The 23231-nt window shown below is 46.9% G+C and carries 20 protein-coding genes; 3 read left to right on the forward strand and 17 right to left on the reverse strand.

The features are described 5' to 3' along the window. Positions 1-302 precede the first annotated feature (302 nt). Complete coding sequence (locus BM278_RS04175; RefSeq protein WP_090948099.1) at positions 303-533, forward strand: hypothetical protein; 231 nt, start codon at positions 303-305, stop codon at positions 531-533. Here BM278_RS04175 and BM278_RS04180 read toward each other — a convergent pair. The 8 genes from BM278_RS04180 to BM278_RS04215 form a co-directional block, all read right to left on the reverse strand. Continuing rightward, positions 511-1128 (reverse strand): thymidine kinase, encoded by a 618-nt coding sequence (locus tag BM278_RS04180; protein WP_090948100.1) that lies wholly within the window; start codon positions 1126-1128, stop codon positions 511-513. The two genes, BM278_RS04175 and BM278_RS04180, sit on opposite strands and share 23 nt — an antisense overlap. 211 nt (positions 1129-1339) lie before the next feature. Then, positions 1340-1540, reverse strand: a complete 201-nt coding sequence (gene rpmE / locus BM278_RS04185) for a 50S ribosomal protein L31 (RefSeq protein ID WP_090948101.1) — start codon at positions 1538-1540, stop codon at positions 1340-1342. 197 nt (positions 1541-1737) lie between these two features. Continuing rightward, positions 1738-3012 (reverse strand): transcription termination factor Rho, encoded by a 1275-nt coding sequence (gene rho / locus BM278_RS04190; RefSeq protein ID WP_090948191.1) that lies wholly within the window; start codon positions 3010-3012, stop codon positions 1738-1740. A 266-nt stretch (positions 3013-3278) separates the two neighbouring features. Beyond that, complete coding sequence (gene glpX / locus BM278_RS04195; RefSeq protein WP_090948102.1) at positions 3279-4241, reverse strand: class II fructose-bisphosphatase; 963 nt, start codon at positions 4239-4241, stop codon at positions 3279-3281. A 27-nt stretch (positions 4242-4268) separates the two neighbouring features. Next, positions 4269-5555, reverse strand: coding sequence for a UDP-N-acetylglucosamine 1-carboxyvinyltransferase (locus tag BM278_RS04200; protein ID WP_090948103.1), 1287 nt, complete (start codon positions 5553-5555; stop codon positions 4269-4271). A 31-nt stretch (positions 5556-5586) separates the two neighbouring features. After that, positions 5587-6228 (reverse strand): fructose-6-phosphate aldolase, encoded by a 642-nt coding sequence (gene fsa / locus BM278_RS04205; protein WP_064552812.1) that lies wholly within the window; start codon positions 6226-6228, stop codon positions 5587-5589. A gap of 103 nt (positions 6229-6331) precedes the next feature. After that, on the reverse strand, positions 6332-7195 hold the full coding sequence (locus BM278_RS04210; protein WP_090948104.1) for a class II fructose-bisphosphate aldolase: 864 nt from the start codon (positions 7193-7195) through the stop codon (positions 6332-6334). 166 nt (positions 7196-7361) lie between these two features. Next, positions 7362-7724, reverse strand: a complete 363-nt coding sequence (locus BM278_RS04215; protein WP_090948105.1) for a response regulator — start codon at positions 7722-7724, stop codon at positions 7362-7364. A gap of 144 nt (positions 7725-7868) precedes the next feature. Between BM278_RS04215 and BM278_RS04220 the strand changes: the two genes are divergently transcribed. Continuing rightward, positions 7869-8399: a DUF2529 domain-containing protein gene (locus tag BM278_RS04220; protein ID WP_090948106.1), complete on the forward strand. Its 531-nt coding sequence runs from the start codon at positions 7869-7871 to the stop codon at positions 8397-8399. 56 nt (positions 8400-8455) lie between these two features. Here BM278_RS04220 and BM278_RS04225 read toward each other — a convergent pair whose 3' ends face one another. The 9 genes from BM278_RS04225 to BM278_RS04265 form a co-directional block, all read right to left on the reverse strand. Beyond that, a complete protein-coding gene (locus tag BM278_RS04225; RefSeq protein WP_090948107.1) occupies positions 8456-10051 on the reverse strand; it encodes a CTP synthase in 1596 nt (531 codons plus the stop codon). Positions 10052-10206: 155 nt separating this feature from the next. After that, positions 10207-10752 (reverse strand): DNA-directed RNA polymerase subunit delta, encoded by a 546-nt coding sequence (gene rpoE / locus BM278_RS04230; protein WP_208601743.1) that lies wholly within the window; start codon positions 10750-10752, stop codon positions 10207-10209. 354 nt (positions 10753-11106) lie between these two features. Next, positions 11107-14364, reverse strand: a complete 3258-nt coding sequence (gene icmF, locus BM278_RS04235; RefSeq protein ID WP_090948109.1) for a fused isobutyryl-CoA mutase/GTPase IcmF — start codon at positions 14362-14364, stop codon at positions 11107-11109. Between the two features lie 83 nt (positions 14365-14447). Next, complete coding sequence (locus BM278_RS04240; RefSeq protein WP_090948110.1) at positions 14448-15080, reverse strand: TetR/AcrR family transcriptional regulator; 633 nt, start codon at positions 15078-15080, stop codon at positions 14448-14450. Positions 15081-15109: 29 nt separating this feature from the next. After that, positions 15110-16249 carry an acyl-CoA dehydrogenase gene (locus BM278_RS04245; protein ID WP_090948111.1) on the reverse strand — a complete coding sequence of 380 codons (1140 nt, stop codon included), beginning with the start codon at positions 16247-16249 and terminating at the stop codon, positions 15110-15112. Positions 16250-16264: 15 nt separating this feature from the next. Next, on the reverse strand, positions 16265-17404 hold the full coding sequence (locus BM278_RS04250; protein ID WP_090948112.1) for an acyl-CoA dehydrogenase: 1140 nt from the start codon (positions 17402-17404) through the stop codon (positions 16265-16267). A 20-nt stretch (positions 17405-17424) separates the two neighbouring features. Further along, the gene (locus BM278_RS04255) at positions 17425-18276 is read right to left on the reverse strand and encodes a 3-hydroxybutyryl-CoA dehydrogenase (RefSeq protein WP_090948113.1); all 852 of its coding nucleotides are present in this window, start codon (positions 18274-18276) and stop codon (positions 17425-17427) included. 99 nt (positions 18277-18375) lie between these two features. After that, a complete protein-coding gene (locus BM278_RS04260; RefSeq protein WP_090948114.1) occupies positions 18376-19560 on the reverse strand; it encodes an acetyl-CoA C-acetyltransferase in 1185 nt (394 codons plus the stop codon). 167 nt (positions 19561-19727) lie between these two features. Continuing rightward, a complete protein-coding gene (locus BM278_RS04265) occupies positions 19728-21827 on the reverse strand; it encodes a heterodisulfide reductase-related iron-sulfur binding cluster (RefSeq protein WP_090948115.1) in 2100 nt (699 codons plus the stop codon). A 205-nt stretch (positions 21828-22032) separates the two neighbouring features. Between BM278_RS04265 and cls the strand changes: the two genes are divergently transcribed. Next, positions 22033-23220: a cardiolipin synthase gene (gene cls, locus BM278_RS04270; protein WP_090948116.1), complete on the forward strand. Its 1188-nt coding sequence runs from the start codon at positions 22033-22035 to the stop codon at positions 23218-23220. Positions 23221-23231: the final 11 nt, after the last annotated feature.

Raw genomic sequence — 23231 nt, forward strand, 5'->3', positions numbered from 1 at the left:
GTTTGTATCTTACCTATGAGGAATTGAAACTCCACTGCATCCCATTCCAATGTAAAACGAGCTTTCTTGTTTATATCTTATCTATGAGGGATTGAAACAGAGTTGCAGCCGATCATCGGTAAAAATATATCGGCCTGTTTGTATTTTGCCTATAAAGATCAAACAAGCTTGCAGGATGGACCCTTGCAAGCTATTTTTGTTTGTATCTTTACCATATGAAAAAATTGGCACAAAGAAATGTAAACTTATTTTTCTTTGGGAATAAAGACACATTGCAGTCATATGGATGGGGATCTAGACATATGAAGAAGGCACATGTAAGCAAAGACAAAAAGGACCGGCCTCAAAAACAGTTGAGTTCCAGCCCTTTCACTTTGTGGATAGTAAAAAAGAAACAGCTTGGATTTATTGAACAAGCAAACAACGTAACGGTGATAATTTCACCGTTTGCCGTCCCCCTGCCGCTAGACGTTTCCCGAATTTCTAAAAACAAACGGCGGGAACTGCTGGTCAGCGGGCGAGATGATTGTTAGTTTGTCCATTTTTCGTTGGCTTATCAGGAACTTCGTGATGGTGGCGGCAGCGCGGCTCATACGATTCGCTCGCTCCCACTAAAATAACAGGATCGTAATATGACGCCGGAACGCCGTTAATGAGACGCTGCGTTCTGCTTGCCGGGGAACCGCATACCGTGCAAACCGCTTGTAGCTTTGTTACCGATTCGGCAATCGCCATTAATGTTGGCACAGGCCCAAACGGTTCGCCGCGAAAATCTTGATCCAATCCTGCAACGACCACTCGATAACCGCGGTCTGCCAACGTTTGAACAACTTCGATAATATCATCGGAAAAAAATTGCACTTCATCAATGGCGATGACATCCGTTTTCTCGGAAATATGTTCAAAAATTTCTTGCGGTGAAGAAACAGGAATGGCGATCACCGAATTTCCGTTGTGAGAAACAACCGCTTCTTCGCTATAGCGGTTATCAATGGTCGGTTTGAATACTTTCACTTCTTGTTTTGCAAACGTCGCGCGACGAACGCGGCGGATCAATTCTTCTGACTTTCCGGAAAACATGCTTCCGCAAATGACTTCGAGCCAGCCGGACTGCTTCATAACGTACATGAAACGCCTCTCCCTTCGTTCTCGTCTGCCGGCGTATGTATGTTTATTGTGCCTTGTTTGCCCATAAAAAAACAGGCAAGTAATCAGCCGCTTGCCTGTTTTTCCATGTGGTTCACTAGGACGTGATTGGCGCCTGTCGCGGAGACGCCGGGATGTGTCCACCTATGGACACATCGGCTGCCTTTAGACGAATTTGCGTCTTCCGCTTTTTTTATTTCAAGCCGTATTTTTTGTTGAATTTATCGACACGTCCAGTAGCAGAAACAAATTTTTGACGTCCTGTATAAAATGGGTGGCATTCGGAGCAGACTTCCACGCGCAATTCATCTTTTACAGAACCGCTTTCGAATTCGTTTCCGCATGCGCAACGCACGATAACTTTTTTGTACTCTGGATGAATTCCTGGTTTCATTGTTTTCATCTCCTTCCGCCCTGTATCATTTCGAAACAGAGTTTATATATCATTATTTATTTTTATCATATATTGGCGTTTACCAAAACACACATGTTAAAATTATAGCAACTTTGTTTTTCTTTTGCAACCGGTGATTTTTGCCGATTTGTTCTCTATCGTCCTAGCTCCTGTACGAATGGCTTGCGAATCTTCTGTCAAATCCGCAAAATTCCGTTATTTTTCCATTCTTCATCCAACATGGCGAAAAATTCTTCGTTCGATTTTGTTTGACGAAGCTTGCTTAAAAATCGTTCGATAAAATCAGGGGAATCAGACATCGTTTTGCGAATCGCCCATAATTTTTCCAGATGCTCTTTCGGAATGAGCAATTCTTCTTTGCGCGTGCCTGAACGACGGATATCGATCGCCGGGAAAATGCGTCGCTCCGCCAGCGACCGGTCAAGGTGGAGTTCCATGTTTCCGGTTCCTTTAAATTCCTCGTATATGACGTCATCCATACGCGAACCGGTATCGACAAGAGCAGTAGCTAAAATCGTGAGGCTGCCGCCTTCTTCAATATTGCGCGCTGCCCCGAAAAACCGTTTCGGACGATGGAATGCAGCCGGATCAATTCCTCCTGAAAGCGTACGGCCGCTTGGCGGGATGACCAAGTTATAAGCACGGGCTAAACGAGTGATGCTGTCCATCAAAATGACGACATCTCGTTTATGTTCGACAAGACGCATCGCTCTTTCTAGCACTAGTTCCGCAACTTTAATATGATTTTCCGGCACTTCGTCAAACGTCGAACTGACGACATCCCCATTCACCGACCGCTCGATGTCGGTTACTTCCTCTGGCCGTTCGTCAATGAGGAGAACAATAAGTTCCACTTCAGGATGGTTTGTCGTGATGCTGTTGGCGATTTCTTTTAATAACATCGTTTTTCCAGCTTTCGGAGGAGCTACAATCAGCCCGCGTTGCCCGAATCCGACTGGAGCAATCAAGTCGATGATTCTCGTTGACAGCTTGTCCGGGGTTGTTTCCAATTTCATTTGTCGATTTGGGTATAACGGCGTTAACGCTGGAAAGTGTACCCGTTCCTTCGCGATTTCCGGGTCTTCGCCATTGACCGCTTCGACATGAAGCAATCCGAAATAACGTTCGTTTTCTTTTGGAGGGCGGACTTTTCCAGACACTTTATCCCCATTTCGCAAATCGAAGCGGCGAATTTGCGACGCAGAAATATAAATATCTTCAGAACTCGGGGAATAATTGATCGGGCGTAAAAAGCCGAATCCTTCCGATTGAATGATTTCGAGCACGCCCTCCATAAACAGCAATCCGTCTTGTTCCGCACGCGCTTTCAAGATGGCAAAAATAAGCTCTTTTTTCGTGAGTTTACTGTAATAGGAAATTTTATATTGGCGAGCGAGCTCATATAGCTCTTTCAGTTTCATATTTTCTAACGTAGACAGTGTTAACTCCATTTCGACACCACACTTTTGCAATTTTTCATTTTCTCCCATATTGCCTTTGAACATTTAATTGAAAAAATGAAGCGGACGGGATGAAAAGAAGGCGATGAAGGCTGAAAATAAAGAAAAAGAAGTAGAATGGCAGAGCTTATTTTATGCACATGCAGCATGACTATTTTACCCTTTTTGCCGTTTTTTAATCAATAGTTTTTTCAATTCACTGATAAAAATAAGCGAGGGCGACAGGTTTTCCCTTTCGCGCCCCGCTAGTCTCGCTTTTATTTAATGACTAAATTCGGTTTTTTCTTCAAGCTGTGGCGCCCCTCGATAAAGCGGACGGTTCCTGATTTTGCGCGCATCACGACGGAGTGCGTTTTGCCATACGATCCTTTAAATTGGACGCCGCGCAGCAATTCCCCGTCTGTCACACCGGTTGCCGCGAAAATAGCGTCGTCGCCTTTCACCAAATCTTCCATGCGAAGTACTTTCGTTACATCAATCCCCATTTTTTTGCATCGTTCTAATTCTTCATCGTTTTGTGGCAACAATTTTCCTTGAATTTCTCCGCCTAAACATTTGAGCGCCACCGCGGCCAATACTCCTTCCGGCGCCCCGCCAGAACCGAACAAAATATCGACACCTGTATGGTCGAATGCGGTATTAATCGCGGCGGCAACATCGCCGTCATTGATCAGCTTGATGCGCGCTCCTGCTTCTCTCAGTTCAGCGATGAGCCGTTCATGACGCGGTCTGTTTAATACGACGGCAACGACATCTTCAATATCTTTATTTTTCGCTTTGGCGACCGCTTTCAAATTATCGATCACCGGTGCTTCAATATCAATCATTCCAACGGCTTCAGGACCGACAGCGATTTTGTCCATGTACATGTCAGGAGCGTGAAGCAAATTGCCGTGATCGGCCACGGCGACGACTGCCAATGCGTTCCAACCGCCAGAAGCGACGATATTCGTGCCTTCCAGCGGGTCTACCGCAACATCCACGCGAGGTCCATAACCGTTGCCAAGTTTTTCTCCAATATATAACATCGGCGCTTCGTCCATTTCTCCTTCGCCGATGACGACCGTTCCTTTCATCGGAATCGTGTCAAAAACATTGCGCATCGCTGTTGTTGCCGCATCGTCTGCTTCGTTCTTTTTGCCCCGCCCCATCCATCTGGCGGCGGCAAGAGCGGCTGCTTCCGTGACGCGAACTAATTCCATTGATAAACTTCTTTCCATGGAACTTCTCCCCCTCCCCTTCGTTGACTACGCATTTTTGACTTGTTCAATTTCTTCGTCCGTCATTTTTTCTCGCCAAATCGTCGCGCCTATTCCTGCCAACTTGTCAACAAGGTTGCTGTATCCGCGGTCAATGTGCTCGACTCCCGCAATTTCCGTAAGCCCTTCTGCCATTAAACCGGCAATAACAAGCGCTGCGCCTGCGCGTAAATCGCTCGCTTTTACTTTTGCACCTTGCAGTTGGACCGGACCGGTAACAATGGCGGAACATCCTTCCACCTTTATGCTCGCGTTCATCCTGCGAAGTTCATCGATATGCTTAAAACGGGCGCTGTAAATCGTATCGGTAACGACGCTTGTTCCGTGCGCTTTTGTTAAAAGAGAAGTAAACGGTTGCTGTAAATCAGTTGGAAATCCAGGATAAACAAGCGTTTTCACATCTACTGCTTTTAAATCCGGAACGCTGGAAACAAGGATTTGATCATCGCTCGTTTCCACATGAACGCCCATTTCGCGCAATTTCGCTGTCAATGATTCGACGTGCTGAGGAATAACGTTATCAATGACCACTTCTTTTCCCATCGCCGCTGCGGCAATCATATATGTACCAGCTTCAATGCGGTCCGGAATAATCGAATGGCGGCATCCCGATAATTTTTCGACACCATCGATGCGAATGACATCGGTTCCGGCACCTTTAATGTTTGCCCCCATATTGGAAAGCAATGTCGCCACGTCAATAATTTCCGGCTCTTTTGCAGCGTTTTCAATAATCGTCCGACCTTTGGCGCGCACCGCTGCCAGCATGATGTTAATCGTCGCTCCCACGCTTACGACATCCAAAAAAATGCGGGCTCCCCGCAATTCTTCTGCGCGCAAATAAATGGCGCCTTGCTCGTTCGTTACTTTCGCTCCTAGCGCCTCAAAACCTTTAATATGCTGGTCGATTGGGCGCGGGCCTAGGTGGCATCCTCCCGGCAGCCCGACGACCGCTTTTTTAAAGCGGCCGAGCATCGCCCCCATTAAATAATACGAAGCGCGCAATTTTTTTACTTTTCCGTTCGGCATCGGCATTGGCACCATATTTGTCGGGTCGATGACCGCTTTTTTGCCATCGAAATGAAACGTTCCGCCAATCTCCTCAATTAAATCGCCTAAAATCCGCACGTCGGAAATGTCCGGCAATCCTTCAATCGTAACTGGTGAATCAGCAAGAATGGTCGCGGGGATAAGGGCAACAGCGCTGTTTTTCGCACCGCTTACCTTTATCGTTCCCCGCAACGGATCGCCGCCGATAATTTTGATTTTTTCCATTATAGTCTCCCTTCTTTAGCGAAGTTGACTGTTATTTTTGCCGATTCCAGTCTGCCAAAAACTTTTCGATTCCTTGATCCGTCAACGGATGGTTAAACAACTGCATTAATACTTTGTATGGAACAGTAGCGATATGCGCCCCTCTTAGCGCGGCTTCTGTCACATGGAGCGGATGACGGATCGAAGCGGCGATAATCTCTGTATCAATTCCGTGAATATTAAAAATATTGGCGATCGTAGAAATGAGTTCAAAGCCGTTATGACCGATATCGTCGAGGCGGCCAAGAAATGGAGATACGTACGTCGCTCCGGCGCGTGCCGCTAATAGCGCTTGGTTGGCCGTAAACACTAATGTAACGTTCGTTTTAATTCCTTTTTCAGTAAATACTTTCACCGCTTTAAGTCCTTCTGGCGTCATCGGCACTTTAATCGTAATGTTCGGAGCGATTTTCGCCAGTTCTTCGCCTTCTTCAATCATTCCTTCTGCATCGGTGGAAATGACTTCAGCGCTAACCGATCCGGAAACAATCGACGTAATTTCGCGAAGACGATCATGGAACGGGACGTTTTCTTTCGCAACAAGGCTTGGATTTGTCGTCACACCGGCTAAAATGCCAAGTTCGTTCGCTTTTTTAATTTCCTCTAAATTGGCCGTATCAATAAAAAATTTCATCGCGATACCCCCTTAGCGTTGATGAGGTGGGAAAGGGAACACGCGATAGCATCATCACGTGCATCGTTTCGTCAAACGTTTCCCTTTCCCAATGAAAGAAATGTTATTGGGCTGCTTTTCCTGAAGAACCAAACTCGCGGATTTTGCCGATCACCGTCGCCTTAATCGCATCGCGGCCAGGACCGATAATTTTGCGAGGATCGTATACTTTTTCGTCTTTCGCCAACAATTCGCGGACGACTTTTGTAAACGCGATTTGGTTTTCCGTATTGACGTTAATTTTTGATGTACCGAGGGAAATAGCGCGCTGGATTTGTTCCGTCGGGATGCCTGTACCGCCATGAAGCACGAGCGGAACACCAGTCAAGTCGCGAATTTGCTCCATTTCCGCAAATCCCAGTTTTGGTTCCCCTTTGTATGGACCGTGCACAGAACCTAACGCAGGCGCTAAACAGTCAATCCCTGTCCGTTTGACTAATTCTTCACATTCTTTCGGATCCGCATAAATAATGCCTTTACCGATAACATCATCTTCTTGGCCACCGACCGTGCCCAATTCCGCCTCTACCGATACGCCGCGCGCATGAGCGTACTCCACTACTTGCGAGGTGATTTTCACGTTTTCCTCGAACGGATGATGGGAAGCGTCAATCATGACAGAAGTAAATCCGGCATCGATCGCTTCTTTACATTTTTCAAAGCTGGAGCCATGATCAAGATGGATCGCTACCGGAACGGTAATATTCATATCTTCCATTAATCCTTTGACCATGTTAACTACCGTTTTAAAGCCGCTCATATAGCGCGCCGCGCCTTCGGACACCCCGAGAATGACAGGTGATTTTTCTTCTTCCGCCGCCGCTAAAATCGCCTGTGTCCATTCTAAGTTGTTAATGTTAAATTGACCGACAGCGTATTTTTCCCGCAACGCTTTGTTAAGCATTTCCGTCATGGATACTAAAGGCATGGTAAAATCCTCCTTATGCTTCAACGTCATCGCCTTTCCTAAAAATAGCTATGCTTCATTCCGGCACGATATATGTATGAAAGGCGTAAATACTCTTACGTTATAAGCATACCAACTTACAAACAAAACAGCAACATTGTAACTCAAGGAAAACGTGACAACTTTCCTACGAAATCAAAAGCTTTTTCACTGCCGCACGCAAATCATCGATATCGAACGGTTTTGCAAAATGCATCATCGCGCCTAATTCTTTTGTTTCCTGAATCATGTCAAGCTCCCCGTAAGCAGTCATAATAATGACTTTAATGTCTCGATCGATTTCTTTTAACCGTTTTAATATTTCAATTCCATCCATTCCCGGAATTTTCATGTCTAGCAACACTAAATCAGGGCGATGTTTTCGGACAATTTCCAGCGCTTGCATGCCGTTAGCGGCTTGATATGTCGTATATCCTTCTTTTTGAAACACTTCGTGTAACAAAATGCGAATGCCGTATTGATCATCGACAATTAAAATTTTGTTGCCCATCTATAGACACCTCAATCCTTTGTTTTTATTCCATGTTATTAGTTTCGCATCATTCGGTTATTTTCCTGCCATTTTTTTTGCATTTGGATAAATTCCAATTGGTAAACCAGTTTATTATAATAAGCAACGGAAGGAGGAGAAACAGTGAAAATTTTTGCGACGCAAATGATCGGCTATTTGAAAAAAATAGCGGAAGAAGAAGAAATGGCGCTCGAGGACGGTGCACGTCTTCTCGCGCAGGCGATTGTCGGGGACGGTCGCATTTTGCTTCATGGATTTCACGAAATGGAAGCAGTGGTAATCGAGGCTCTCTATGGGCATGATAAATTGCCGAAAGCGGTTCGCTTAATGGAAAATGGCCATCTTCGCAATGACATCGATGAAACGGATCGCATTTTATTAATTGCGCGATTTTCCAACGATCAAGACGCCATCCGCCTTGCCGAACGGTTAAAAGAACAAGGGCTTGAAATTGCTGCTATTTCCGCTGTCGTTAAAGACGAGCAGCCATCGCTCGTCGACGTTGTCGATGTCCATATTGACAGCAAATTGCTAAAACCGATCATTCCAAAAGACGACGGCAGCCGCATCGGCATGCCGACGGTGATCACCGCCTCGTTTGCCTATTATTGTCTGTTGCTGACCATTTACGACATTTTGGAAGAATACGAGTAGTAAAAAAGGACTATCTAACCGTTGCGGAAGATAGTCCTTTTCTCTTGTAAATCTTATCATTGTTTTAATGACGCTTTAATAAATTCGCGGAACAACGGCTGCGGTCTTGTCGGCCGCGATGTAAATTCCGGATGAAATTGGGCGGCGACGAACCATGGGTGGTCTTTTAATTCAATAATTTCGACAAGGCGGCCGTCCGGGCTTGTACCAGAAAAGACGAAGCCGTGCTGTTCCATGATTTGGCGATAATGATTGTTAAACTCGTAACGGTGGCGATGGCGTTCATAAATCACTTCATCTTGATACGCTTCATAGGCAAGCGTTCCTTCTTGAAGCTTGCAAGGATATAGACCGAGACGCAGCGTGCCACCTAAATCTTCGACATCTTTTTGCTCTGGAAGCAAATCGATGATCGGATGCGGCGTATTCGGGTCAAATTCCGCGGAATGAGCTTCTTTTAATCCGACGACATTGCGGGCAAACTCAATCGAAGCAAGTTGCATTCCGAGACAAATTCCGAGGAATGGAACTTTCTGCTCGCGCGCGTAACGAATCGCCTCAATTTTCCCTTCGATACCGCGGTCGCCAAACCCGCCCGGCACGAGAATACCGTCCGCGTCGCCTAATAGTTCGGCAACGTTCTCCTTATTGACGTGCTCGGAGTTCACCCATTTAATATCAATGTCGGTGTCAAACACATATCCGGCATGACGCAGCGCTTCTACTACGGAAATGTACGCATCTTGCAATTCCACGTATTTTCCGACGAGCGCAATTTTTGTTTTTTGAGAAAGATTGCGCACTTTCTCGACAAGCTCCTTCCATTCCGTCATATCCGCTTCTTTACAATCGAGCTTCAAATGTTCGCAAACGATTTGGTCCAATTTTTGCTCTTGCAGCATAAGCGGAACGGCGTATAACGTATCGGCATCGCGCGCTTCAATGACCGCTTTCGGATCAATGTCGCAAAATAGCGCGATTTTTTCTTTCATATCTTGGGATATTGGCATTTCGGTGCGAACGACGATGACGTTTGGTTGAATGCCAAGGCTACGCAGTTCTTTCACGCTATGCTGCGTCGGTTTTGTTTTCATTTCGCCAGCCGCTTTAATATACGGAACGAGCGTGCAATGAATGTACATGACGTTGTCGCGGCCAACATCGCTTTTTATTTGGCGAATCGCTTCTAAAAACGGCAGCGACTCAATGTCACCGACCGTCCCGCCAATTTCCGTAATGACGACATCCGCGTTTGTTTCTCGGCCTGCTCGAAATACTCGTTCTTTAATTTCGTTCGTAATGTGCGGAATAACTTGCACCGTTCCTCCTAAATAATCGCCGCGGCGCTCTTTTTTCAAAACAGCAGAATAAATTTTTCCCGTCGTAACATTGCTGTATTTATTTAAGTTAATATCAATAAAGCGTTCATAGTGACCTAAATCAAGGTCCGTTTCCGCGCCATCGTCGGTAACAAACACCTCTCCGTGCTGATATGGGCTCATCGTTCCTGGGTCAACATTAATATATGGATCAAACTTTTGGATCGTTACGTTTAAGCCGCGATTTTTTAACAGCCGCCCCAGCGACGCCGCCGTAATTCCTTTTCCTAACGATGATACGACACCGCCAGTAACAAAAATATATTTTGTCATCTTGCGTTCCCCCCTAACAGTTTAAGTGTTTGCCAAATACAAAAATAAAAAACGCTCCACTTACGCATATGTAAGGGAGCGATATATTTACATCGTCTGTTTTCAAGAGCCCAGATAAAATTTTACATAGTTCTATGAATAAAGTCAAGAGAATATTATTCCTCTTCTTCTGGATCATCAATATCTAAATCTTCATCCAGTTCGTCGTCCCCTAAGTCAAATTCGTCGTCACCAAGAAGTTCATCATCAAACGCTTCATCGCCAAGGTCAAATTCGTCATCTTCAAGAAGTTCGTCTTCATCGAGATCAAGCTCATCTTCGTCGTATTCGTCAAGATCATCGTAATCGATATCTTCATCATCGATGTCATCGTAGTCATCATAATCATCGATCGCTTTTTTCTTCTTCTTCGGTTTGGTGATCGTCACCGTTTCGTCTTCCGTTTGATCGAACGGATACCAAACGCGCAATCCCCATACATTCTCCCCGACGCAAATAAAGCGACCATCAATATTTAAATCTGTATAATATTGAGCAAGACGCTTTTTAATTTCTTGCTCAGACAAACCGATCAGCGCAGCAACTTCGTTAACAAGCTGTTGGAACGATAACGCTTCCTTTTTTTCGGATAAAACGAGACTAGCGAGTTCGACAAACGACATTTCTCGCAATTCCTCTTGAGAGTATTGCTGCAAACTCAAATTCGGCACTCCCCTTCTATGTAATAAACTGACAAATGAATGCGATGAATACATACCATTCATTATAAACAAATTCTTGTTGTTTATGCTAGATCTTTACGGAAAAAAATGCGGATTTCTGTATAAAATGTTGGTCAAGTCCTAATTATTGTGTAAAATTTTGCTCTTGGTCTAGCGAATTTAAGTCTTGGGAAAATCAAACTGCTTTTTGCCGTTTCTTTTTACACAAAATTTCGGACTTAATCTAAATTCGCCGGCAAACAAACCTTTCGTCAAGAAAAGCAATACATATCATAACACATATCTTTATATGCCATGAAAAAAGGAAATCGGCAAGCGATTTCCTTTTCCAACCTACATGTTACGGCGATATTGACCGCCAACTTCATAGAGAGCGCGCGTAATTTGTCCGAGGCTAGCGACTTTGACGGTTTCCATTAACTCTTCAAAAATATTGCCTCCGCTAATCGCGACTTGTTTCAGGCGCTCTAGCGCTTCGCCAACTTTATCTTTATTTCTCTCTTGGAATTCGCGCAAGTTTTTGATTTGCCATTCTTTTTCTTCATATGTCGCGCGCGCCAGCTGCATGTTGTTCAGCTCTTCTTCAGATGGTGGATTCGGGTTAAGGAATGTGTTTACTCCGATAATTGGAAGCTCACCGCTATGTTTTTTCGTTTCATAATACAGCGATTCGTCTTGAATTTTCCCGCGCTGATATTGCATTTCCATCGCGCCGAGCACGCCGCCGCGGTCGTTGAGGCGCTCAAATTCCCGCAACACCGCTTCTTCGACTAAATCGGTCAACTCTTCAATAATGAAAGAACCTTGAAGCGGATTTTCGTTTTTCGCCAAACCAAATTCTTTCGTAATGATCAGCTGAATCGCCATCGCTCGACGGACCGACTCTTCGGTCGGTGTAGTGATCGCTTCATCGTAGGCGTTCGTATGCAGTGAGTTACAGTTATCATAAATCGCCATTAGCGCCTGCAGCGTCGTGCGGATATCGTTAAAATCAATTTCTTGAGCGTGCAGCGAACGGCCTGATGTTTGAATATGATACTTTAATTTTTGGCTTCTCTCGTTTGCCCCGTATTTCTCGCGCATGACAATCGCCCAAATGCGCCGCGCCACGCGGCCGATGACCGAATATTCCGGATCCAAGCCATTGCTGAAAAAGAACGAAAGGTTCGGCGCGAAATCATCGATTTTCATGCCGCGGCTTAAATAATATTCGACGTACGTAAAACCGTTAGCAAGCGTAAACGCCAGCTGTGTAATCGGATTTGCCCCCGCTTCGGCGATATGATATCCCGATATCGAGACAGAATAATAGTTGCGCACTTTATGCTTAATAAAGTATTCTTGAATGTCCCCCATCATTTTTAACGCGAATTCCGTGGAGAAAATGCACGTGTTTTGCCCTTGGTCTTCTTTTAAAATGTCAGCTTGCACCGTACCGCGCACCGTCTGCAGCGTATATGCTTTCACTTCTTCGTATTCTTCTTTCGTCAGCGGGCGGCCCAGCTCTTTTTCCCGTTTTTCGACTTGCTGGTCGATCGCCGTGTTCATAAACATCGCTAAAATAATCGGCGCCGGACCGTTGATCGTCATCGATACAGATGTAAGCGGATCGCATAAGTCAAAACCTTTATATAATTTTTTCATATCGTCGAGCGTGCAGACGCTGACGCCGCTTTCCCCGATTTTTCCGAAAATGTCTGGACGGTAATCCGGATCTTCACCGTAAAGCGTCACCGAGTCAAACGCGGTGCTTAGGCGCTTCGCTTTATCTTCTTTACATAAATAATGAAAACGACGGTTCGTCCGTTCCGGCGTTCCTTCGCCGGCAAATTGCCGTTTTGGATCTTCTCCTTGCCGTTTAAACGGGAATACGCCTGCCGTATATGGGAATGAACCCGGAACGTTTTCTTTATACACCCAGCGCAAAATTTCGCCGTAGTCTTTGAATTTCGGCAGCGCCACTTTCGGAATATCGAGCCCAGATAAGCTTTTTGTCGTTAATTTTGTTACGATCTCTTTATCGCGAATTTTGGTGACGAATTGTTTTGCGGAGTATTTTGCCTTCAAATCTTCCCAAGAATCAAGAATTCGTTTTGATTCCGGCGTTAATTCATTTTCATAATGTTGCTTGAGCGCCTCGAGCGCCGCGACCACTTTTTCGCTTTCGCCGCTTTCTTTTGCCGCTTCGATCGCTCCTTCGATTTGGAACAAGCGGCGTGCAATCTCCGATTGCCGCTCAACACGTTGATGATAGTTGCGAACCGTTTCGGCGATTTCGCGCAAATAGTGGCGGCGTTCGTTCGGGATAATGACGTTATGTTTTTCGACATTCGATACCGTTTTTAAGTTTGTTTTCCAATTGGTTCCTGCTCTTTTGTTGATAAGATCTACCAACGCGACGAATAGCGTATTTGTCCCCGGATCGTTAAATTGGCTTGCAATCGTGCCATATACCGGCATTTCTGAAAGGTCTTTATCAAACAATTGATGGCTGCGTTGATATTGTTTTTGCACTTGGCGCTTCGCGTCCTCAGAACCGCTTCGTTCAAATTTGTTGATGACGACTAAATCCGCGTAATCAATCATATCGATTTTTTCCAGCTGCGTCGGCGCCCCGAATTCACTTGTCATCACGTACATCGAAATATCGCATATTTCGGCAATCGCCGCATCGCCTTGGCCGATCCCGCTTGTTTCGACGATGATTAAATCAAAGCCCGCCGCTTTGACGACCGAGATCGCATCTTTAATCGCAAGCGACAATTCGGAACGAGAATTTCGCGTCGCCAAGCTGCGCATATAAACGCGCGGCGTGTTGATCGAATTCATGCGAATGCGGTCACCTAAAAGCGCGCCGCCTGTTTTTTGTTTCGTCGGGTCCACCGATAAAATCGCGATTTTAATATCCGGAATTTCGTTTAAGAAGCGGCGCACTAACTCATCAGTCAGCGAGCTTTTTCCGGCCCCGCCCGTGCCGGTAATTCCAATAACCGGCGCCGGTTTTGTCATCTCTTGTACTTTTTCAAGCACCTCCTCCATCGCCGCAGCCGCTTCATGAGCAACATCGACGCGGTTTTCGCATAGCGTGATCAAGCGGGCTACCGCTTGAACATCCCCTTTTGGCAACCGCTCCAATTCATCGGTAATTTCCGTTACAGTCGGAAAGTCGCATTGTTCGAGCATAACGTTAATCATGCCTTGCAGCCCAAGCTTGCGGCCGTCTTCCGGAGAAAAGATGCGAGCGATTCCATATTCGTGCAGTTCCTTGATTTCTCGCGGAATAATGACGCCGCCCCCGCCGCCGAAAATGCGGATGTGGGAGGCGCCGCGTTCTTGAAGCAGGTCGTACATATATTTAAAAAATTCCATATGACCGCCTTGATAGGAAGATACGGCAATGCCTTGGACATCTTCTTGAATGGCGGCATTGACAATTTCATCGACAGAACGGTTATGCCCTAGATGAATCACTTCTGCGCCGCTTGCCTGCAAAATGCGGCGCATGATGTTGATCGACGCGTCATGGCCGTCAAACAAGCTTGACGCCGTCACAAACCGCACGTGATGTTTCGGGCGGTAAATGTGCGCCATCTTTTCCTCCCCCTTTTGTCATGATGACCGTTTCTTCAGAACAGAAAACGCTCTTCCAGCTGTGTAAGTTTCTCCCTCTTTCATCATCGTGACCGTTTCTTCATAATCCCCTTTAGCAGCAATTCCGTCTGCAATTCGATATATTCATCAAGCGTATATAATTTTTTTATCGCCCAGCGGCGGAACGCCCACATTTGTCCCAGCACGAAAATGTCATGGGCGAACAGCTTGATTTCTTCTTCCGTCAGCTGAAATACGCCGTTATCCACACATGTCTGCAAAATATTTTCAAACATTGCAACCATTTGGATTTCCTTGTTGAGCACGTATGGCAACGATTCTTTGCTGAGCGATTTCACTTCCTGATACATGACGAGCACTTCATCTTGCAAATCGTCGATAACTTTAAAATAGCGGGCGATCGCTAACTTAAAGCTTTCGATCGTGCCGTGGTGGGTTTCGATATCTTTTTCCATCCGTTCGCGCACTTCATCATAAATGCGGTCGCAAACGAGATAAAGGATATCTTCTTTTTTGCGGATGTATTCATACAGCGTCCCGATACTGAATCCGGAAGCTTTCGCGATTTCCCTTGTCGTCGTCTGGTGGAAGCCTTTTTGTTTGAAAAGCGAAATCGCCCCTTTAATCATTTGGTTGCGCCTTTTTTTGACAAGCTTCTCGTCTTTGACGGATGCGATCACTTCCCGTTTTTTCATAATGAATCACCTGCAATGTCCCGAAATGCCTATCTTGTCAGCATTCGCGAAATAACGAGCCGCTGAATTTCTTGCGTCCCTTCGTAAATTTGCGTAATTTTTGCGTCGCGCATAAATCGTTCGACCGGATAATCTTTTGTATAGCCGTTGCCGCCAAAAATTTGCACGGCATCGACCGTTACTTTCATCGCTGTATCGCCGGCAAACAGCTTCGCCATCGCCGACGCTTTGCCGTACGGCAAGCCGTTCGTCTCGAGCCATGCCGCTTGATATGTCAGCAGGCGCGCTGCTTCGATGGCGGTCGCCATATCGGCGAGTTTAAAAGCGACTCCTTGCTGCTCGGCGATCGGCTTGCCAAATTGCACCCGCTGTTTCGCGTATTCAATCGCTGCGTCCAGCGCTCCTTGCGCGATGCCGACCGCCTGTGCCGCGATTCCATTTCGTCCACCGTCAAGCGTCATCATCGCGATTTTAAATCCTTCCCCTTCCTGGCCGAGCAAGTTTTCTTTCGGAATGCGGCAATCTTCAAAAATAAGTTCGGTTGTCGGCGAGGAACGAATGCCAAGTTTTTTCTCTTTCTTCCCAAACGAAAAGCCCGGCGTGCCTTTTTCGACGATAAACGCGCTGATGCCTTTATGGCGCTTTTCTGGATCGGTTACGGCAAAGACAACGTAAATTTCCGCTTCGCCGCCGTTGGTGATCCATACTTTCGAGCCGTTTAGGACGTAGTAGTCGCCGTCGCGCACCGCCCTCGTTTTCATCGAGGCGACGTCCGAACCGGCGCCCGGCTCAGAAAGGCCATACGCGCCAAGTTTTTCTCCCGTCGCAAGGGCGCGCAAATATTTTTGCTTTTGCTCTTCCGTGCCGAATTTGTAGATCGGCCAGCTTGCGAGCGAAATGTGCGCGGAAAGCGTCACTCCAGTAGACGCGCATACTTTCGATAGCTCCTCTATGGCGATGACATACGCCAAATAATCGCTGCCGATGCCGCCGTACTCTTCCGGCCACGGAATACCGGTAAGACCTAACTCAGCCATTTTATTAAAAATTTCGCGGTCGAACCGTTCTTGTTCATCCCGTTCAGCCGCAGTCGGCGCCACTTCTTTTTCGGCAAACTCGCGCACCATTTTCCGTATCATTTCATGTTCTTCGCTCAATTGAAAGTTCATGTCCCTATCCCCCATTTATTGATATAAATATTTGCTAATGACTAGGCGTTGAATTTCGCTTGTTCCTTCGTAAATTTCACATACTTTCGCATCGCGAAACAACCGCTCGACCGGATAGTCTTTCGTATAGCCGTTGCCGCCGAAAATTTGCACCGCTTCAATGGCGTTTTCCATCGCTGTCTTGGAAGCGAACAGTTTTGCCATCGCCGCCGCTTTGCCGCATGGCAGGCCTTGCGCCCGCAAAAACGCGGCGCGATAGACGAGCAGTTTCGTCGCTTCAACCGCCGTCGCCATATCGGCAAGCTTAAAGGCGACTCCTTGCTGTTCGGCGATCGGTTTGCCGAACTGAATGCGTTCTTTCGCGTAAGCGGTCGCATGCTCCAACGCCGCTTCAGCAATGCCAAGCGCCTGCGCAGCGATGCCGATGCGCCCGCTATCAAGGTTGGCCATCGCGATTTTAAACCCTTGTCCTTCTTCGCCAAGCAAGTTTTCCGCCGGCACTTTCGCGTCTTCAAACATGATTTGCACGGTCCGCGACCCGTGCAGCCCCATTTTTTTCTCATCTTTACCGATGATTAATCCCGGCGTGTCCTTTTCAACGATAAACGCGGAAATGCCGCGGCTTCCTTTTTCATTTGGATCGGTGCGGGCAAAGACGATGTACGTATCCGCCTCGCCGCCGTTGGTGATAAATATTTTCGAACCGTTTAAAATGTAACAATCTCCTTGGCGGACCGCCTTCGTTTTTAAACTTTTCGCATCCGACCCGGCGCCCGGTTCAGTGAGGCAAAACGCCCCTAAATATTCGCCGCTGGCTAATTTCGGGACGTATTTTTTCTTTTGTTCTTCTGTGCCGAAGTACAAAATTGGGTTCGTACCGACCGACGTATGCACCGACAAAATGACGCCGACCGTCGCGCTTACTTTCGAAATTTCATGGATGGCGATAATGTAAGAAACAAAGTCCATTCCCGCGCCGCCGTACTCCTCCGGAACGGTAATCCCCATCAGTCCAAGTTCGGCCATTTTGCTTAAAATCGGACGGGGAAATTCGCCTCGCTCCATGCGTTCGACAAACGGAGCGATTTCCGTTCGTGCGAACTCGCGCACTACGTTCCGCATCATTTCTTGCTCTTCGGTAAAATGCAATTGCATGCATGCCACCTTCTTTGCGCTTACTCGTACGTGTAAAAGCCTCTTCCTGTTTTGCGGCCGAGCCAACCCGCTTTCACATATTTCCGCAACAATGGGCATGGACGGTATTTATCGTCACCAAATCCTTCGTGAAGCGTTTCCATAATGTACAGGCACGTATCCAATCCGATAAAGTCAGCTAATGTCAGCGGCCCCATCGGATGGTTCATGCCGAGCTTCATTACTTCGTCGATCGCTTCTTTCGTCGCCACCCCTTCATATAACGCGTAAATCGCTTCGTTGATCATCGGCATCAAGATGCGGTTGGAGATAAAGCCCGGAAAGTCATTGACTTCAACAGGAACTTTGTTTAACTTGCGAGCGATGGCTTCAATCGTTTCATATACTTCGTCGGCGGTCGCCAACCCGCGGATAATTTCAACGAGCTTCATGACCGGAACCGGATTCATAAAGTGCATCCCGATCACTTTTTCCGCCCGCTTCGTCGCCGCTGCGATTTCCGTAATTGGCAGCGAAGACGTATTTGTCGCCAAAATCGTGTGCGGCGGAGCGATTTCATCCAGCTGGGCAAACAAATTCGTTTTGACGTCCATGTTTTCGACCACTGCTTCAATGACTAAATCGGCTTTCGCGGCATTTTGCAAATCGGTTGAAGGAGTAAGGCGCGACAACGTCGCCGCTTTTTCCGCATCGGTCATTTTTCCTTTTTCTACTTGACGGGATAATAATTTTTCGATATTGGCAAGCCCTTTATCGATTTGCGCTTGGCTGATGTCATGCAAGAAAACGTCATATCCCGCCATCGCGCATACTTGGGCGATGCCGGACCCCATCTGCCCGGCACCGACGACCATGATTGTCTTGACGTCCATCATCCACATCCCCTTTGATCTTTATGAAATTTTTGCCGCCAAATCATAATGACGAAGATAAGCAAACGATTTCTTGTGTTTGCATAAGCCGAAACGAAATTATGCATCTACCTGCACCATAACGGCATCGCCTTGGCCGCCGCCGCTGCAGATCGCCGCGATCCCAATGCCGCCGCCGCGGCGTTTTAATTCATGAATTAACGTAATGATAATGCGCGCGCCGCTCGCGCCGATCGGATGACCTAACGCGACCGCGCCGCCATTGACGTTTACTTTTTCCGGATCGATGCCGGCGATTTTGATGCTAGCGAGCGCGACGGCGGCAAACGCTTCGTTAATTTCAAATAAGTCGATGTCATCGACCGTTTTCCCCGTTTTGCGAAGCAGCTCGTTGATCACCAACCCCGGCGTTTTCGGAAAGTCTTTTGCGGCAACGGCAATCGATGTATGGGCCAAAATTGTCGCGAGCGGTTTTCTTCCTTCGCGCGCCGCTCTTTCTTCGCTCATTAACACGAGCGCAGCGGCTCCATCGTTGACCCCGGGCGCGTTTCCCGCTGTTATCGTCCCTTCTGGGTCAAATACAGGAGGCAGCTTCGCCAGCTTTTCAAGAGACGTATCCTTCCGCGGCGCTTCGTCATGCTCGACCAACAGCGGCTCCCCTTTATGCTGCGGCACTTCCACCGGCACGATTTCCTCGGCCAATAATCCGGCTTCCATCGCGGCGATCGCCCGCTGATGGCTGCGGTACGCCCATTCATCTTGTTCTTCGCGGGAAATTCCTAATTCTTTCGCCGTTTCGCCGCCGTACACCCCCATATGAACGCCGGTGAAACTGCATGTTAAACCATCATATACCATTAAATCTTTTACGGCAGAATCGCCCATTCGCAATCCCCAACGCGCATTTGGCAAAATATATGGCGCATTGCTCATCGATTCCATTCCGCCCGCGACGACGACTTCGGCATCTCCAAGGCGAATGATTTGATCGCCAAGGGTGACGCTCCGCATTCCGGAAGCGCACACTTTATTAATCGTTTCCGTCCGCACTTCCCACGGAATGCCGGCATAGCGCATCGCTTGGCGGGATGGAAGCTGGCCTTGTCCTCCTTGCAGCACCGTTCCTAAAATGACTTGATCGACTTGCTCGCCGCTAACGCCGGCGCGATGAAGCGCTTCTTTCACCGCAATTCCGCCGAGCTGCGCGGCTGCAAGCGGCTTTAACGCACCGCCGAATTTTCCAAACGGCGTGCGAACCCCGCTTAAAATCACCGTTTTTCCCATAAACCTCTCCCCTTTGTTTTCCCTATTCATATAAGAAAGCGGTTACAAAAATACAGACTGAACGCTCGCTCAATGCGATGGTGAAAGGAAGGTGCACGAATGAAGGCACACCTTCTCTATCTATTATACTAATATTTTTAAAAATTAGAATTGTATATTCAAAATTTTTATGAAGCGGCATCTTTTTCCTCACCAAATACGGATTTGGCGAGCAATTCCGCAACATCGTAAGTAGAGACGCGATCTTCCACCTCTTTCGCTTTTGTGCCGTCCGTGAGCATCGTCAAACAGTACGGACAGCCGGAACTGATGACCGTCGGGTTGACGGCAAGCGCCTGCTCGGTGCGGGCCACGTTGATGCGGTTGCCGGTCGTCTCTTCCATCCACATTAAGCCGCCGCCTGCGCCGCAGCACATACCTCGTTCGCGGTTGCGCTCCATTTCGACGAGCTCGACGCCCGGAATCGCCTGCAAAATTTTGCGCGGCGCGTCATACACGTCGTTGTAGCGTCCTAAATAGCAGGAATCATGGAACGTGACTCTTTCTTTGACTTCGTATTTCGGCACTAATCTTCCTTCCTCGATCAGTTTCGCGAGCAGTTCCGTATGATGGTATACTTCAGCTTTAAATCCAAAATCAGGGTATTCGTTTTTAAACGTGTTATACGCGTGCGGGTCGATCGTGACAATCTTTTTCACGCCCGCTTTTTCAAATTCTGCAATATTGTTGCTTGCTAATTCTTGAAATAAAAACTCGTTTCCTAAACGGCGCGGCGTGTCGCCGGAATTTTTCTCTTTATTTCCTAAAATCGCGAATTTCACGCCCGCCTCGTTCAATAATTTCGCAAACGCCAACGCGATTTTTTGGCTGCGGTTGTCAAATGAGCCCATCGAGCCGACCCAAAATAAATATTCAAATTCCTCGCCGGCTTTTTTCAGTTCTTTGACGGTCGGAATCTGCACATCATCGCGAAGTGCGCGCCAGTTTTCTTTTTCTTTCCGGTTCAACCCCCACGGATTTCCTTGGCGTTCGATGTTGGTCATCGCCCGCTGCGCATCTGGATTCATTTTTCCTTCGGTAAGGACAAGATAGCGGCGAAGGTCGATAATTTTGTCGACATGTTCGTTCATCACCGGACATTGGTCTTCGCAGTTGCGGCATGTCGTGCACGCCCAAATTTCTTCTTCTGTGATCACATCGCCGATTAAGCTTGGCATTTCCACCGCCGCTGCTTGCTCTTGCACGCCTTGGGCGGCAAGCGCCAATTGGTTGCCTCTCGTATGTTTGAAAGCGAACGTCGGCACCCAAGGGGCGCGGGAAGTGATCGCGGCACCTTTTTCCGTAAGATGGTCGCGCAATTTTAAAATTAAATCCATCGGCGACAGCATTTTCCCTGTTCCCGTCGCCGGGCACATGCTTGTGCATCGTCCGCATTCGACACAAGCGTATAAATCAATGAGCTGTTTTTGCGAGAAATCTTCAATTTTGCCGACGCCAAACGATTCTTGCGTTTCATCTTCAAAATCGATTTTCGATAGCTTCGGCCGGGACAAGCGGCTGAAAAAGACATTAATCGGCGCAGCAATTAAATGCGCATGCTTCGATTGCGGCACATATACTAAAAACGTCAACAAAATCAATAAGTGTACCCACCATGCGATAAAGAACAATACCGCAGCGCCCGTCTCGCCGACCGAGCGGAACGCGCCGGCGATGAATGACGCGACCGGTTCGCTCCACGAGGCTTCCTCACCGTGCCAAATCATGCTCATCCCGTTTCCGAATAAGACGGAAATCATTAATCCGCCGATAAAAATCAGCACTAGACCTGCTTTAAAATCCCGCTTTAAACGGACGAGCTTTTCAATATAACGGCGATAAAACGCAGCGAAAACGGCAATCAAGATAAGCAAAGTAACGATCTCTTGGAAAAACGTAAAGCCCGGATAAAGCGGACCTAACGGGAGATGGGCTCCCGGAACGAGGCCTTTAATAATAAAGTCGATCGCCCCGAATTGGACGAGGATAAACCCGTAGAAAAACACGACATGGATGATCCCGCTTTTTTTATCCTTTAACAGCTTTTTCTGCCCAAAGACGTTCACCCAAATTTTTTGCAGGCGCTCTTTTACTTTTCCATCAAACTCCACTTTTTTGCCGAGTTTGATGTAAGCGGCGCGCGTTTTGACTAGATAAGCAAAAAGATAGACAGCGTAAGCGGTTACAAACAAAAACGCAAGAAAATTAATGACTAGCAGCGGATTCATATCGCTCTCTCCTTCCCCCTTTGAATCGATGAGATGCCGCCCCAAAAAATATTAATAACAAAATAAATTTTCAGAATTATAACCTTGCGTTTATTTTACATAATGAATGAACATTCAGTCAATAACGTTTTTCGCAAGTTGCCTGCTATTTTTTACGACAACGGGCAACATTAATAAATAACGATGTAATTCAGGAGGGGACGAAATGACCGTATTTTTCGCTATTGTTATTATATTAGCGTTCATTTATTTCGATGACAAGCTCGGAGAACGCTTTTACAAAAAGAAAAAAGCAAAAATCGTGTATCAAGAGCGGCAAAGCGATTTTTCTTTTTTCATCGACGGAACGCAACTATTCACCGATTATTTTGCCGAAATCCACAAAGCAACACATCATATCCATATTTTGTTTTACATCGTCAAGACGGATAAAATTAGCCAGCAATTTTTCCAATTGTTAAAACAAAAAGCAGAGGAAGGTGTCCGCGTTCGCCTTCTCGTTGATTGGGTCGGCAGCTTCGGGCTGCCAAAAAAGCTGATTCGCTCCTTAAAAGAAAGCGGTGTAGAATTTGCGTATGCATATAAGCCGCGTTTCCCGTTTTTCTTTTACCAGCTAAACCGGCGCAATCACCGAAAAATTACCGTTATTGATGGAAAGGTTGGGTATATCGGCGGCTTCAACATCGGAAAAGAATATGTCAGTCAAGATCCAAATTTCGGTCAGTGGCGCGATTACCATTTAAAAATAGTCGGAGAAGGGGTTTATGATTTACAAACACAGTTTTGCCGCGATTGGGAAGAAGCGACGAAAACGTCCATCGTCGAACACCAATATTTTCCTCCTCTCCAGAAAGGAACGGTTGCTCACCAACTTGTTGCCACGAACGGCCATTCGTTAGAACAACAATTCATTCATTTCATCCGCCAAGCAAGCAAAGAAATCGTCATCGGCAGCCCGTATTTTATCCCTAGCCGCGCCGTAATGAACGCGCTGCTTGAAGCGCTCTCCCGCGGAGTAAAGGTAACAATTCTCGTGCCGCTAAAAGCCGATCACCCGTTCGTTAAAGAAGCCGCGTATCCGTATTTTTACCGTCTTTTAAAGTCCGGAGCGCATATTTATCGGTTTTATCAAGGGTTTTATCACGCCAAAACGATGGTGATTGACGACAAATGTTGTGATATCGGTACAGCGAACTTTGATAAACGAAGCATGTTTTTAAATAGCGAAATGAATTGTTACGTTTATGATCGCGCCTTCGTTCAGCAAGTAAAAAAAGCGATCCAGCGCGATCTCGCCCGCTCGGAACAGATGACGCTCGACTTTTGGCAAAAGCGGACATTATGGCAGCGCGGCAAAGAATCGCTATCGTCCATCCTTTCCGCATGGCTGTAGCGTTTGATTCT

Source organism: Parageobacillus thermantarcticus (assembly GCF_900111865.1).
In the GTDB taxonomy this organism is placed as follows: Bacteria; Bacillota; Bacilli; order Bacillales; family Anoxybacillaceae; genus Parageobacillus; species Parageobacillus thermantarcticus.

What these genes read in the sequence shown, in the direction of transcription:
- BM278_RS04175 (WP_090948099.1), top strand. Translation starts at nt 303, where the DNA reads ATGAAGAAGGCACATGTAAGCAAAGACAAAAAGGACCGGCCTCAAAAA.
- BM278_RS04180 (WP_090948100.1), bottom strand. Translation starts at nt 1,128, where the DNA reads ATGTACGTTATGAAGCAGTCCGGCTGGCTCGAAGTCATTTGCGGAAGC.
- rpmE (WP_090948101.1), bottom strand. Translation starts at nt 1,540, where the DNA reads ATGAAACCAGGAATTCATCCAGAGTACAAAAAAGTTATCGTGCGTTGC.
- rho (WP_090948191.1), bottom strand. Translation starts at nt 3,012, where the DNA reads ATGGAGTTAACACTGTCTACGTTAGAAAATATGAAACTGAAAGAGCTA.
- glpX (WP_090948102.1), bottom strand. Translation starts at nt 4,241, where the DNA reads ATGGAAAGAAGTTTATCAATGGAATTAGTTCGCGTCACGGAAGCAGCC.
- BM278_RS04200 (WP_090948103.1), bottom strand. Translation starts at nt 5,555, where the DNA reads ATGGAAAAAATCAAAATTATCGGCGGCGATCCGTTGCGGGGAACGATA.
- fsa (WP_064552812.1), bottom strand. Translation starts at nt 6,228, where the DNA reads ATGAAATTTTTTATTGATACGGCCAATTTAGAGGAAATTAAAAAAGCG.
- BM278_RS04210 (WP_090948104.1), bottom strand. Translation starts at nt 7,195, where the DNA reads ATGCCTTTAGTATCCATGACGGAAATGCTTAACAAAGCGTTGCGGGAA.
- BM278_RS04215 (WP_090948105.1), bottom strand. Translation starts at nt 7,724, where the DNA reads ATGGGCAACAAAATTTTAATTGTCGATGATCAATACGGCATTCGCATT.
- BM278_RS04225 (WP_090948107.1), bottom strand. Translation starts at nt 10,051, where the DNA reads ATGACAAAATATATTTTTGTTACTGGCGGTGTCGTATCATCGTTAGGA.
- icmF (WP_090948109.1), bottom strand. Translation starts at nt 14,364, where the DNA reads ATGGCGCACATTTACCGCCCGAAACATCACGTGCGGTTTGTGACGGCG.
- BM278_RS04240 (WP_090948110.1), bottom strand. Translation starts at nt 15,080, where the DNA reads ATGAAAAAACGGGAAGTGATCGCATCCGTCAAAGACGAGAAGCTTGTC.
- BM278_RS04245 (WP_090948111.1), bottom strand. Translation starts at nt 16,249, where the DNA reads ATGAACTTTCAATTGAGCGAAGAACATGAAATGATACGGAAAATGGTG.
- BM278_RS04250 (WP_090948112.1), bottom strand. Translation starts at nt 17,404, where the DNA reads ATGCAATTGCATTTTACCGAAGAGCAAGAAATGATGCGGAACGTAGTG.
- BM278_RS04255 (WP_090948113.1), bottom strand. Translation starts at nt 18,276, where the DNA reads ATGGACGTCAAGACAATCATGGTCGTCGGTGCCGGGCAGATGGGGTCC.
- BM278_RS04260 (WP_090948114.1), bottom strand. Translation starts at nt 19,560, where the DNA reads ATGGGAAAAACGGTGATTTTAAGCGGGGTTCGCACGCCGTTTGGAAAA.
- BM278_RS04265 (WP_090948115.1), bottom strand. Translation starts at nt 21,827, where the DNA reads ATGAATCCGCTGCTAGTCATTAATTTTCTTGCGTTTTTGTTTGTAACC.
- cls (WP_090948116.1), top strand. Translation starts at nt 22,033, where the DNA reads ATGACCGTATTTTTCGCTATTGTTATTATATTAGCGTTCATTTATTTC.